The sequence below is a fragment of the Pannonibacter indicus genome (genome assembly GCF_001418225.1).
GTDB lineage: Bacteria > Pseudomonadota > Alphaproteobacteria > Rhizobiales > Stappiaceae > Pannonibacter > Pannonibacter indicus.
This window is the reverse complement of sequence record NZ_LIPT01000001.1, coordinates 300,690-313,043: the sequence shown is the minus strand read 5'-3', so window position 1 is coordinate 313,043 and position 12,354 is coordinate 300,690. Positions and strand designations below refer to the sequence as shown.

The window sequence follows — 12,354 nt, the reverse complement described above, 5'->3', positions numbered from 1 at the left end:
AGGTCAATATTGGTGTTCGGGAATAAAAAAGGCTTTGAATCAAGGGCTTGTTCGCTTGGTCCATTGCATGTGGGCAAATGGCCGGGTAAGAGGGCGTCTTTTAGCGGTCATATTCGTGGTTATTAGGGGCAAGACATGCGCGATGACATCAGTGCGTCCTTGAAGGATGCGCTTGAGGCCGGCGACAAACGCCGCGCTGCCACCCTGCGCCTCATCCTGACTGCCATCAAGGACCGGGAAGCGGCGGCGCGTGACTGCGGCCGCGATGGAATCACCGACGAAGAGGTGCACCAGTTCCTGAAGCGCATGCTGGCGCAGCGCGAGGAATCCCGTCAGGCCTATGAAGAGGCCGGACAGGTGGAACTGGCGGTTCAGGAAGAGGAAGAAAGCCAGATCATCCGCGAGTTTCTGCCCCGGCAGATGGGCGAGGATGAAATGCGCCGCATCTGTGCCGAGACCATCGCCGATATCGAGGCGCAGGGCCTGCGTGACATCGGCCGCTGCATGAACTCCCTCAAGGAACGCTATCCGGGCCAGATGGACTTCGTGCAGGCCTCCTGCCTGGTGAAGGATCTGCTGCGCACCCGGTCCGGGGACAGCTGAGGGGCGCAGGGCCGGATTCTGGTCTGGTAAAGACGGCCCGCCCGGCCCGGTCTGCGGGGAGGCTCTTGCAGGCGCTGCCCCTGCGCCTTAAGTCACTGCTTCCCTCAAAGGGGCACTCAAGGCTAATGTAATCCACTTGCCGCAATTGCCGGATGCCTCCGGCCATGCGGGCTATTCCCGGCTTCCGGACAGGTTTCATGCGTTTCGACAACCGGCTACTGGACGAGATCAAGGCACGGCTGAGCCTTTCCGACATCGTCGGCCGGCGCGTGAGCTGGGACCGGCGCAAGACGCAGCCGGGACGGGGAGACTTCTGGGCCTGCTGCCCCTTCCATCAGGAAAAATCCCCGAGCTTTCACGTGGATGACCGGCGCGGGCGCTACAAATGCTTCGGCTGCGGTGCATCCGGCGATCATTTCCGCTTCCTGACGGACACCGAGGGGCTGAGCTTTCCCGAAGCGGTGGAGCGGCTGGCGGAGCAGGCCGGCGTTGCCCTTCCCGTGGCGGACCCGAAGATTGCCCGGCAGGAGCGCAAGAAGGCCGGCCTTGCCGAGGTCTGCGAGATGGCGGCGCAATTCTTCCAGATGGAGTTCAGCGGCCCGCGCGGCCAGACGGCCCGCGCCTATGTGCAGCGCCGCCAACTGAGTGCTGAGACGCTGAACGAGTTCCGCTTCGGCTTTGCGCCCGACACACGCGACAGCCTGAAACGCTTCCTGGCGGAGAAGGGCGTCGAGGAGCCGGTGATGGTGGAGGCCGGTCTGGTGATCAAGCCGGACGATGGCCGCCCCTCTTATGACCGGTTCCGCGGGCGGCTGATGATCCCCATTCACGACGAGCGCGGCCGGGTCGTCGCCTTCGGCGGGCGCACGCTCGATCCCGAAGGCCAGCCGAAATACCTCAACTCGCCGGAAACGCCGCTCTTCCACAAGGGCGTCATGCTGTTCAACGCCCACCGGGCACGCGAGCCTGCGTTCAAGAGCGGGCAGGCCTTTGTCGTGGAAGGCTATCTTGATGCCATCGCCCTGTGGCAGGCGGGCCTGCGTCAAGTGGTGGCGACGCTTGGCACGGCTTTCACCGAAGATCAGGTGCTGCGGTTGTGGAAGCTGGCGGCGGAGCCTGTCGTGTGTTTCGACGGCGATGCTGCGGGCATTTCTGCGGCGCACCGGGCGATTGACCGCATCCTGCCGGTGCTGCGCAGCGGCCATTCCTTCCAGTTCTGCTTCCTGCCGGACGGGCAGGACCCGGACGACCTGATCAAGGCGCGCGGGATCGCCGGGTTCCATGAGGAGGCCGCCAAGGCGCAGCCCTTGTTCGAGGCCGTATGGGACCGGGAGATCAGCGCCGCCAATCTGGACACGCCCGAACGCAAGGCCGCGCTGGAAAAGCGCTTTGAGGATCTGACCGGCACCATCGCCGACGAGCGGGTGCGCAAGCGCTATCAGCTGGATTTCCGCCTGCGCCTGTCCAACCTTTTCTACGAGCATTCGCGCCGGCAGCGCAGCGCTGCGCTGGGGCAGGGCCAGAGACAAGGCCAGAGACAGGGCTGGGGGCAGGGTGGAGAACGCGGGCGCGGGCGGCCGGGTGATGCGGCTGTTGCCTTGCAGCTTCTGACGCGCGGGCCGGGCGGTGAGGCCATCACCGCGCCGCAGGGGCCGCTGTTCGGCACCGAACGGCTGGTCTGCGGCATGTGCGTGAAATTCCCCGATCTGCTGGACAAACACATTGAGCGTGTCGCCAGCCTTCCCTTTGCCGATCCGCTGCATGCGCGCTTTCGCAATGCGCTCTGCCGCGTGGCGCGGGACTTCAACAGCCTGACGGCGGCGCAACTGGCCGAAGGCGTCGATGACAGCTTTTACAAGATCCTGCATGAGGTGATGACGGCGGACGAAGCGGGCGCGCAGAAGCACGGTGACTTCTCCGGCCTTTACCAGCGCTTCCCCTTGCTGAAGGCGACGCCGCCGGAAGATTTCATCGAGGCGGCTTTCCTGCATTTCCTCGATCAGATCGAGCTGATGGCGCTGGAGCAGGAGCTGAAGCAGGAACTGGCGGCTGCCGAACACGCCTTTGATGAACTGGCCTGGAACCGCATCCGCGGCCTGACGCAGGATCTTTCGCGCCGGCGCGAGGAATGCGCCCGTGAGGAGGGGGAACTGGCTGAACGGGCGAAAAAACTGCGCCATGCAGGCCCGGCCATGGTGCCCGGCCATGGCAATCAGGCGGCCTCGTCCCCACATTAGCCCTGAGGCAAGTCCTCGGGATGGGCTGTTAACCCGGCAAAGGACCGCATTCATGCCCCAGACTGCGTTCTGACTGTGGCTATTGCGCGAATCACATTGACGATTCGCGAATCACACTTGCGAATCGGTGGCGTCGAGCTAAATAGGGGAATTCAGGCAGCCCACAGCGTTCATGATGGCAAGAGCCACGAGCGGAACATTCAGTCGCGCTGCATATCCTGAGGAATTGTCTGCCGGTCTGGCTTTGCCGGAGCGGTGTGGCGTAACTTGTCCGGTTTCCACCCTGCGGCTGCAGGGCTTTCCGGTACGGTTAAGTAGGACTTAAGGGACACCGATTTAAAAGCCGAATCATCGCAAGGTCTTCGAGAGCTGCGCGTTCCCCGCGCGCCGGAAGGCAGTCTGATGGTTCGGATGTGGGCGAACAGCCGGGCACGGCGCCGCAGACATGCGGCGGTTCTGGAGCAGAATATGGTAGCGAAAGCGACGCAGACGGAAGAAACCCAGGAAGCGGCAGCAGAAGGTCAGGATGGCCCGCTGCTCGATCTTTCTGATGCTGCCGTCAAGCGAATGATCAAGGCCGCCAAGAAGCGCGGCTATGTGACCTATGACGAGCTGAATGAGGTGATGCCCTCCGAGCACGTGTCTTCCGAGCAGATCGAAGATACGATGGCCATGCTGTCGGACATGGGCATCAACGTGATCGACAGCGACGAGGTGGAAGAAGCCCAGACCGACGACGGGGAGGAGGGCGGCGAAATCGCCGTTGCCAGCCCGACGGCGCTTGCCAAGGCCGGCTCCGGCCGCGAGCCGACCGACCGCACCGACGACCCTGTGCGCATGTATCTGCGCGAGATGGGCTCGGTCGAGCTTCTCTCCCGCGAGGGCGAAATCGCCATCGCCAAGCGCATCGAGGCTGGCCGCGAGGCCATGATCGCCGGGCTTTGCGAAAGCCCGCTGACCTTCCAGGCCATCATCATCTGGCGCGACGAACTGAACGAAGGCAAGGTTCTGCTGCGCGACATCATCGACCTTGAAGCGACCTATGCCGGCCCGGATGCCCGTGGCGGCCCGGTGGCCGGTGAGGGCGAAGAGGATGTGGACGGCGACGGCGAGCCGCGCAGCCTGGCGGCTGGCGGTGCTCCGCGTGAGGACGGTGCGCCCGGGGGCCTGCCCGAGGATGGCGAGGAGGAAGAGGACGAATTCGAGTCCAACGTCTCCCTGTCCGCCATGGAAGCCGAGCTGAAGCCGAAGGTTCTGGAAACCTTCGACAGCATCGCCGACAGCTACAAGAAGCTGCGCCGCCTGCAGGATCAGCTGGTGGAGAACAAGCTCTCCAACAAGACCCTGTCTCCGAGCCAGGAGCGCCGCTACAAGAAGATACAGGAAGAGCTGGTCGCCGATGTGAAGAGCCTGTCGCTCAACCAGAACCGCATCGATGCGCTGGTCGAGCAGCTCTATGACATCAACAAGCGCCTGATGGGCTATGAAGGCCGCCTGCTGCGCCTTGCCGACAGCCATGGCGTCGACCGCGCGGACTTCCTCAAGCAGTATCAGGGCGCGGAGCTGGATCCGAACTGGCTGCGCAAGGTGGCCAACCTTGCCACGCGCGGCTGGAAGAACTTTGTCGCCAAGGAAAAGGACATGATCCGCGAGCTGCGTCAGGAGATCCAGACGCTGGCAACGGAAACGGGCCTCGAAATCACCGAGTTCCGCAAGATCGTGTCCATGGTGCAGAAGGGCGAGCGTGAAGCACGCATCGCCAAGAAGGAGATGGTGGAGGCCAACCTGCGCCTCGTGATCTCCATCGCCAAGAAATACACCAACCGCGGCCTGCAGTTCCTCGACCTCATCCAGGAAGGCAATATCGGCCTGATGAAGGCGGTGGACAAGTTCGAGTACCGGCGCGGCTACAAGTTCTCCACCTATGCGACATGGTGGATCCGGCAGGCGATCACCCGTTCGATCGCCGACCAGGCCCGCACCATCCGCATTCCGGTGCACATGATCGAGACGATCAACAAGATCGTGCGCACCTCGCGCCAGATGCTGCACGAGATCGGCCGCGAGCCGACCCCGGAAGAGCTGGCCGAAAAGCTGCAGATGCCGCTGGAAAAGGTCCGCAAGGTCCTGAAGATCGCCAAGGAGCCGATCTCGCTGGAAACCCCGATCGGCGACGAGGAGGATTCCCACCTCGGCGACTTTATCGAGGACAAGAACGCGGTTCTGCCCATCGATGCGGCCATCCAGTCGAACCTGCGCGAAACCACCACCCGCGTGCTCGCCTCGCTCACCCCGCGTGAAGAGCGCGTGCTGCGCATGCGCTTCGGCATCGGCATGAACACCGACCACACTCTGGAAGAAGTCGGTCAGCAGTTCTCGGTGACGCGCGAACGTATCCGCCAGATCGAAGCCAAGGCCCTGCGTAAGCTCAAGCACCCGAGCCGCAGCCGCAAGCTCCGCTCCTTCCTCGACAGCTGAGGACGCGGCGGTTCAACGCAATCACAAAAGGCCGGAGCAGCAACGCTCCGGCCTTTTGCTGTTTATGCCGGTTCGACCAGAAGGCAGACGAGGCGGCGTGTAAGCGGCAGGGCAATGAGCAGAACCGGGAAGGCGATGACCCATGACAGGGCCCATGCGGAAGGCCAGTTCGCCAGGAACTCAGGCCCGAAACCGAGGTTCTTCGCCGTTGCCACGGCCGATACGGCCATGGTCATGAGGATCGACAGGACAAACGGCATGAGGACGCCCGCATAGCGGGCCGGAAAGCGCGTAAGCTGAATTGGTGCTTCCTTGTGGAGAAAGCCGCCGTGAGGGCAGATACACAATTGCATCACGAACCTTTGAGGGAGCGCCCTTGCGGACGGCTTCAGCTCTGGATGCGTTGCCTCACGTAAACGCTTACGGCCGCAATGACGGCACCTCTCGATGGGACGCCAAGCCGCACTGCGCAAGCCCCTGCCGCCCGGTGCCGCTCCATCTGCTCTCTGCTCCCCTCCCGCACCTCTCCCCTCGCGCACCACACCTCACCATCATCATCCGGCCAAGTGCAGCGCGAACCGGGATGACGATGGTGAGGTGGAGGAGCTGCTGCATTTGCCGTGGCAGTTGCGGCACGCAAACATCCCCGCCGCGGCGTCCCGGCCTCCGTGCCGGGACCTGTAAGGGATTTTCTGCCTGTGCGTTTTGCCGTTTTGCGGCGCTCTGGAAGTTCGGTTGGCAGAAGAGGCTAAACGCCCTGGGCCCAAGGCAGGTCCCGGACAGGGCCGGATATGGGGGCCGGGACGGCGCGAGGGGTTGGCTTTGTTCATATCTTTATCCTGATGCGGACAGCCACTTCTTCTTCCCAAAAAGATGATCCATCCCCGCACGCCATGCCTCCCTTTTGCCTGCGGGAGCGGGTAGGAAGGGGGGATGGAGCACGAGGTCAGGGCAGACAAGCTGACGGCAGAGAAGATCAGGGCCGGCAGAGGCACGGAGCGCAGGGCGGGTGCGGGCGGGCGTGAGGACCGGGAGGGTCCGGCGCTGGCGCTGATGCTGTCGCTTGCCTTGCACGGGCTGCTGGCGCTGGTGCTTTTCACCAATGTCAGCGAGCCGTTTCCGGACATGACGCCTGAGCCCGAGGTGGTGGAGGTGGCGCTGGTGCCGCCGCCGCAGGAGGAGGTGCAGCCCGAGCCGGAAGCAACGCCAGAACCTGAGCCGGCCCCTGAACCGGAAGCGGCTGAGCCAGAGCCCGAACCGCTGCCTGAAGCCGTACCGGAGCCTGCGCCGGAAGAGGCCCCCGAAGCGGAGCGGGCGCAGCCCGAACCCGAACTGAAGCCCGCACAGCCGCAGGTGGCCGAGGCGCCTTTGCCCGTGGTGCCGCAGCAGCCCTATCCGGTCTTGCAGCCGGTGACGGAGTTTGGCGAGGAGGATACCGGCCCCGAAGTGTCGCTGGATGGCTCTGCGGCGGAAGCGCCCGAAACCGGGCCGGAGCGGCAGGGTGAAGCTGAGCCGCAGGACGTGCCAGAGTCTGCGCCGGACTCTGGGCCGGAGGCTGAAAACCAGAGGACCGAAGAGGCCACGGAAGAGGCAGAGGCGGCGCCGGAAGCAGAGACTCAGGTGGCAGAGGCTGATGCGCTGGCAGAGCTGGCCGCTTTGGCGGAAGCCGCTGCCGATGAAGCGGGGCTGGAGCCAGGCCCTGCCGTGGAGGCGCCGGTGGCTGCCGATGGGGAACTGGCTTCCCCTGCACCGGGTGCGGCAGAAGCTGTGCCGGAGGATTTCGGCACCGTTGGCCCGATCGTGGCGCTTGCCGCGCCCCAGCCCAAGCCGCCCGTTGGGACTGGCAGGGGCGCGGGGCAGGTGGTGGCAGGCGGTGTGCCGCTCAACATGGCGCGCCAGCTTTTTTCGACGCGCGGCAATGGCGGCGTCCGGGCCCAGACGGCCATGCGCGGCATGCCGCGGGAGGAGCGGGCGGATGTGCTGTGCATGACCGAATTGCGCGCCCAGCTGCTGTTTTCCAATCCGCCGCGCGTGCCAGAGCTGCTGCCCTCGTTCCGGCTGGCCGCCGGCACTGTGCTGCAGACCCCGCAGACCGCCTTCCGCGAGCGGGGGCAGTGGTACAATCTCGCCCTGCGCTGCGAGCTCGACGCCGGCATCACGCGGGTTGTCAGCTTCGCCTTTGAAGTGGGCGGCCCGGTTCCGCGCGCCGACTGGGCCAAGCGCCGCCTGCCGGTCAACTGAGGGGGGAAACTGAGGCGGGTGTGTCCGTTCACACCACGAGTTTCACCGCCAGCCCGGTCATCACCATGGCGATCAGCCCGTCCAGCACCTGCCAGGAGGCAGGCTTGGCAAAGAGCGGCCGCAGCAGCCTTGCGCCATAGCCCAGCGTGAAGAAGAACACGATGGAGCCAAGGCTTGCCCCTGCCGCAAAGGCCATTTCATGGCCGGGGTAGTTGGTGGCGATGGAGCCGATCAGGATCACCGTGTCCAGATAGACATGCGGGTTGAGGAAGGTGATGGCGAGCAGCGTGGCAATCGTCGCTTCTAGTGAGGCGCCTTGCCCGGTGCCTGCATCCAGCGCATTGCCGCCGCGCCAGGCCGATCGCAGGGACCGCAGCCCATAGGCCAGCAGAAACGCCGCCCCGCCATAGCGCAGCACCGGTTCGATGCCCGGCAGCACGGCGGAGATGGCCTTGAGGCTGGTGACGCCCAGCGTGATCAGAAAGGCATCGCAGATGGCGCAGGTGAGGCACACCCAGAACACATGCTCCCCCCTCAGCCCCTGCCGCAGGATGAAGGCATTCTGCGCGCCAATGGCAACGATGAGGCCGAGGCAGAGAAAGAAACCGGCAAGGGCAGCAGTGAACAAGGGAGGCTCCGGGATGCGAGGGCTTGTGCTGCTGTTTGACTAGCGGTTTGCGCAGGATTAGAAAATTTAAAGTTTCTGATCCTGATGAAGCTCTTCTAATGCGCCTTGAGGCAAGCCATCTGCAGGCGCTGGCCGCCGTGCTGCGGGTCGGCAGTTTTGAAAAGGCGGCGCGTCAGCTCAATCTGACGCCCTCTGCCGTGTCGCAGCGTGTCCGTGCGCTGGAAGAGCGGCTGGGCACGGTGCTGGTGGTGCGCGGCCAGCCCTGCCTGCCGACGCCTGCCGGTCAGCGCCTTGCCCGCCATGCGGAGGACGTGGCGCTGCTGGAGCAGGATCTGTGGCAGGACATCGGCAGCAGCCTGCCGGATGCAGGCGGCGGCTCCATGCCGGGCGTGCGGGTGGCCATCAACGCCGATAGCCTTGCCACATGGTTCGTAGCGGCCATGCAGGGCGCCGGGGATCTGCTGTTCGATCTGCAGATCGATGATCAGGACCACAGCGCCGGCTGGCTGCGCCGCGGCGAGGTGCGGGCCGCAGTCAGCGCCGATCCGGCGCCGGTGCAGGGCTGCGATGTGGTGCCGCTGGGCGCGCTGGCTTACCGGGCAACCGCAAGCCCGGCCTTCATGCGGCGCTGGTTTGCCGGAGGTGTGGACGTTGAGAGCCTCGCCCGCGCCCCTGCCATGATCTACAATCTGAAGGACGGGCTGCAGGCCGCATGGGTGCGCCAGAGCTTCGGTCAGGATGTGGTGCTGCCCGCCCACTACATCGCCTCCACCCATGCCTTTGTCGATGCGGCGGCGGCCGGTATCGGCTGGGGCATGAACCCGGAGCCTCTGGTCAGGGCGCATCTGATGGACGGTCGCCTTGAGGAACTGGTGCCCGGCACGCCGCTCACCGTGCCGCTCTACTGGCACATCAGCCGCTCCGCCGCGCCGGGTCTGCAGCGCCTGACGCAAGCCGTGCGTGCCGCTGCGGCAGATCAGCTTCTTGCCCCTGTCAAATCAAGACCCTCCAAAACATGAACAGAGTGCCATTCAGGAATGAAATTGCATGCCGAATATGAAACGGTTATGCGTGATTCCAGAAGAATGGCCGGTAGCCATTCGCCAGATACATGCGAGGCACTCATGCGTTTTCTCACCAGCTTTTCGCCTGATCTTCTGAGCGCCTTGCGCCTCATGTCCGGCCTGCTGTTTCTGCAGCATGGCACCACCAAGTTTCTCAGCATTCCTGCCACGCAGATGAGCGGCGTCTCCGTTACCACCCTGCCGGGTATGGCCGGCGTGATCGAGCTGGTGGGCGGCGCCTTGCTGGTGCTCGGTCTCTTCACCCGCCCGGTTGCCTTCCTTGCCTCCGGCACCATGGCGGTGGCCTATTTCCTCGTGCATCATCCCAAGGGTTTCTATCCGATCGTCAATGGCGGTGAACTCGCCGCGCTTTACTGCTTCGTCTTCCTCTATCTGGCTGCGGCCGGCGGCGGGCGCTGGAGCATCGACGCCATGCGTGGCGCGCGCTAAGCCAATCGACGAGGCCGGATCCTGCAACGCCGCAGCCATCTTGCTGCGGCGTTTGCGTTTTTCCCCATCTTGCGCAAAGTCTGACGATGCGTTCAGATGCGAAAGTCGAATCCTCTCCTCGTGAGTTTTGCCATGACCGCCGCCCGCACCGAGACCGAAACTCTGATCAGCGCCTATTACGCCGCCTTCAACCGGGGTGATACGGATGCGATGCTGGCGATGGTGAGCGAGGATGTGGCCCATGACGTCAATCAGGGCTCCCGCCGCACGGGCAAGAAGCTCTTCGCCGAGTTCAACGCCCACATGACCCGCTGCTACCGGGAAGAGTTGACGGACATCGTCATCTTCGCCAGTGAGGACGGCACGCGGGCCGCGGCCGAGTTCATCGTCAACGGCACCTATCTCAGCACCGATGAAGGCCTGCCGGAAGCTGCCGGACAGACCTACCGCCTGCCGGCCGGCACCTTCTTCGACGTCAAGGGCGGCAAGATCGCCCGCATCACCACCTATTACAATCTGGAAGACTGGATCGCTCAGGTCGGCGCCTGATCCGTGCCAGAGCCTCATCCCACACACAGACGTGCGGGCAGGGGCCCGCAGGAGAGCGGGACCATGCATGTCATCATCGTTGGCGCCGGTGTCACCGGTCTTTCCACCGCCTGGGCGCTGGTCAAGCGCGGTGTGGAGGTGACGCTGATCGAGCAGGGGCCCATCCCAAATCCGCTCTCCGCCTCCGGTGACCAGCACCGCATCATCCGCCGCGCCTATGGCGGGCAGGGCGGCTATCAGCGCCGCATCAGCGATGCCTATGCCGCCTGGGACGAGATGTGGGACGATTTCGGCGCCCGCCATCTCGTGGATACCGGCTTCATGGTCATCTCGCAGGAAGAGGGCGATGAGGGCGAAGACTATTGGCGCGGCATGGTGGAGGCCGGTTACAGCCTTGATAAGATGGACCCTGCCGAGGCTTGCGCCCGCTATCCGTTCCTGTCGCCCGAGGGCCTGCGCTTCGTGGCCGTGCATCCGGAAGGCGGTGTGCTGCTGTGCCAGAAGATTGCCGCAGACATGCGCGCCTTCCTTCTGGCAAAGGGCGCAAGGCTGCTGGAACATACGAAGGTGGTGGCCGTTGACCGGGCCGCGGGCCGCGTCACGCTGGAAAGCGGCGAAGACCTGACGGGTGACCGGGTGGTCATCAGTGCCGGAGCCTGATGCTGAAGCTGGCGCCGGAACTGGGCTCCGATCTCACGCCCTACCGCACGGCGGTGGTCTATCTGGAGCCGCCTGCGGACCTGAAGGCATCATGGGAGGCTGCGCCCGTCATTCTCGACGTTGGCGGCAAGGTGGATGGCTATGTGTTGCCGCCGGTGCCGGGCACGGGGCTGAAATTCGGGGCCGGCATCCACAAGGTGAAGAACCCGGACGCAGACCAGAACCGGGGCATCGTGCCGGGCGAGGGAGAGCGGCTGCGCAATTACTTCTCCCCGCCCTTCGGCCGTATCGGGGACTACAGGGTCACGGATGTGGTGACCTGCGCCTATACATTCACGGCGGACAACCACTTCTATGCCCGGGAGGATGGGAGGGCCGTCATCGTTTCCGCCTGCTCCGGCCATGGCTACAAATTCGGCGCCGTCGTGGGTCAGAAGATCGCCGAAGGGCTGATTGGAGGGGATGTGGATACGGCGCGCATCTGGCTGGAGGCGCGCGACTGAAGCTGCCAGTCCGGGCCCGGCTCATCTGGGCCGGGCGGGGTTCATGGTGAGGAAAGCCCTGCACCGGCCGCATGGCAGCTCTGCACGGCAGATTTCATGCGGGCGGGGGCTTGATTTTGCCGTCCGAGCCCGCATCGTGTGGCCACAAGAACAGACATAAATCATATGGGAGAGAATATGCCGGTCACCGTGAAGAGCCTGACTGGAGGAGAACTTCAGGACGCATTGGACGATCTGGCGCGGCTTCGTATCGAAGTGTTCCGCGACTGGCCCTACCTCTACGACGGGTCCATGGACTATGAGCGCAGTTACATCAGCCGCTATGCCGGCACGCCCGGCGCCCTGATTGTCGCCGCCTTCGACAGGGACCGCATCATCGGCGCGGCGACGGGCGAACCGCTGGCGCAGGAGGTGATCCAGTTCCGCCAGCCATTCGAGGACCGGGGCCTCAACCTCAAGGAAATCTTCTATCTGGCGGAATCCGTCCTCTTGCCGCAGTACCGGGGCCAGGGTATCGGCCACCGCTTTTTCGACGAGCGCGAGGCCCATGCCCGCAAGCTCGGCTTTGCCAAGGCGAGTTTCTGCACCGTGGTGCGTCCGGCAGATCATCCGGCCCGCCCGGCGGACTACCGCCCGCTCGACGGCTTCTGGACCAAGCGCGGCTACAAGCCTCTGGAAGGCGCCACCGTCTATTTCCCCTGGAAGGACATGGGAGACACGGAAGAGACCGAAAAGCCGATGCAGGTATGGCTGCGGTACCTGTGATGCCTGCTCTCGATGAGCTTGACTTATCGAGAGCGCGGTCAAGCCCGCGCGGCGCCTGAGCAATTTTAAGGCGTGATGCGTCAGCATCTCAGCGCCTTGGGATGAGAACAGTTTGCTCCGCCTGAAGACGGCGGACCGCTCAGCCGGGAGGACTACTGTTCCAACAATTTGAGGCT

The 12,354-nt window shown here is 64.4% G+C and carries 10 protein-coding genes and 1 pseudogene; 9 read left to right on the top strand and 2 right to left on the bottom strand.

Features of this window, described 5'->3' with window-relative positions:
• The first annotated feature begins 135 nt into the window (after positions 1-135).
• From ASC48_RS01355 to rpoD, 3 genes are all read left to right on the top strand, one after another.
• Positions 136-603 (top strand): GatB/YqeY domain-containing protein, encoded by a 468-nt coding sequence (locus ASC48_RS01355; protein ID WP_055454027.1) that lies wholly within the window; start codon positions 136-138, stop codon positions 601-603.
• Between the two features lie 197 nt (positions 604-800).
• Complete coding sequence (dnaG, locus tag ASC48_RS01350; RefSeq protein WP_055454026.1) at positions 801-2,840, top strand: DNA primase; 2,040 nt, start codon at positions 801-803, stop codon at positions 2,838-2,840.
• Positions 2,841-3,308: 468 nt separating this feature from the next.
• Entirely contained in the window at positions 3,309-5,318 is a 2,010-nt protein-coding gene (gene rpoD, locus ASC48_RS01345; protein ID WP_055454299.1) for an RNA polymerase sigma factor RpoD, read from the top strand.
• Positions 5,319-5,380: 62 nt separating this feature from the next.
• Here rpoD and ASC48_RS01340 read toward each other — a convergent pair whose 3' ends face one another.
• On the bottom strand, positions 5,381-5,671 hold the full coding sequence (locus tag ASC48_RS01340; protein WP_055454025.1) for a DUF2798 domain-containing protein: 291 nt from the start codon (positions 5,669-5,671) through the stop codon (positions 5,381-5,383).
• A 580-nt stretch (positions 5,672-6,251) separates the two neighbouring features.
• Here ASC48_RS01340 and ASC48_RS01335 point away from each other — a divergent pair.
• Positions 6,252-7,559 carry a DUF930 domain-containing protein gene (locus tag ASC48_RS01335; RefSeq protein ID WP_055454024.1) on the top strand — a complete coding sequence of 436 codons (1,308 nt, stop codon included), beginning with the start codon at positions 6,252-6,254 and terminating at the stop codon, positions 7,557-7,559.
• 28 nt (positions 7,560-7,587) lie between these two features.
• Here ASC48_RS01335 and ASC48_RS01330 read toward each other — a convergent pair whose 3' ends face one another.
• Positions 7,588-8,202 carry a LysE/ArgO family amino acid transporter gene (locus tag ASC48_RS01330; RefSeq protein ID WP_409841961.1) on the bottom strand — a complete coding sequence of 205 codons (615 nt, stop codon included), beginning with the start codon at positions 8,200-8,202 and terminating at the stop codon, positions 7,588-7,590.
• Positions 8,203-8,285: 83 nt separating this feature from the next.
• Here ASC48_RS01330 and ASC48_RS01325 point away from each other — a divergent pair, with 83 nt between their 5' ends.
• From ASC48_RS01325 to ASC48_RS01305, 5 genes and pseudogenes are all read left to right on the top strand, one after another.
• Positions 8,286-9,206 carry a LysR family transcriptional regulator ArgP gene (locus tag ASC48_RS01325; protein ID WP_055454022.1) on the top strand — a complete coding sequence of 307 codons (921 nt, stop codon included), beginning with the start codon at positions 8,286-8,288 and terminating at the stop codon, positions 9,204-9,206.
• Between the two features lie 105 nt (positions 9,207-9,311).
• A complete protein-coding gene (locus ASC48_RS01320; protein WP_055454021.1) occupies positions 9,312-9,701 on the top strand; it encodes a DoxX family protein in 390 nt (129 codons plus the stop codon).
• Positions 9,702-9,833: 132 nt separating this feature from the next.
• Positions 9,834-10,250, top strand: coding sequence for a ketosteroid isomerase-related protein (locus ASC48_RS01315; protein ID WP_055454020.1), 417 nt, complete (start codon positions 9,834-9,836; stop codon positions 10,248-10,250).
• Positions 10,251-10,313: 63 nt separating this feature from the next.
• A pseudogene (locus ASC48_RS20230) lies at positions 10,314-11,413 on the top strand (NAD(P)/FAD-dependent oxidoreductase).
• 177 nt (positions 11,414-11,590) lie between these two features.
• Complete coding sequence (locus tag ASC48_RS01305; RefSeq protein WP_055454019.1) at positions 11,591-12,178, top strand: GNAT family N-acetyltransferase; 588 nt, start codon at positions 11,591-11,593, stop codon at positions 12,176-12,178.
• Positions 12,179-12,354 lie beyond the last annotated feature (176 nt).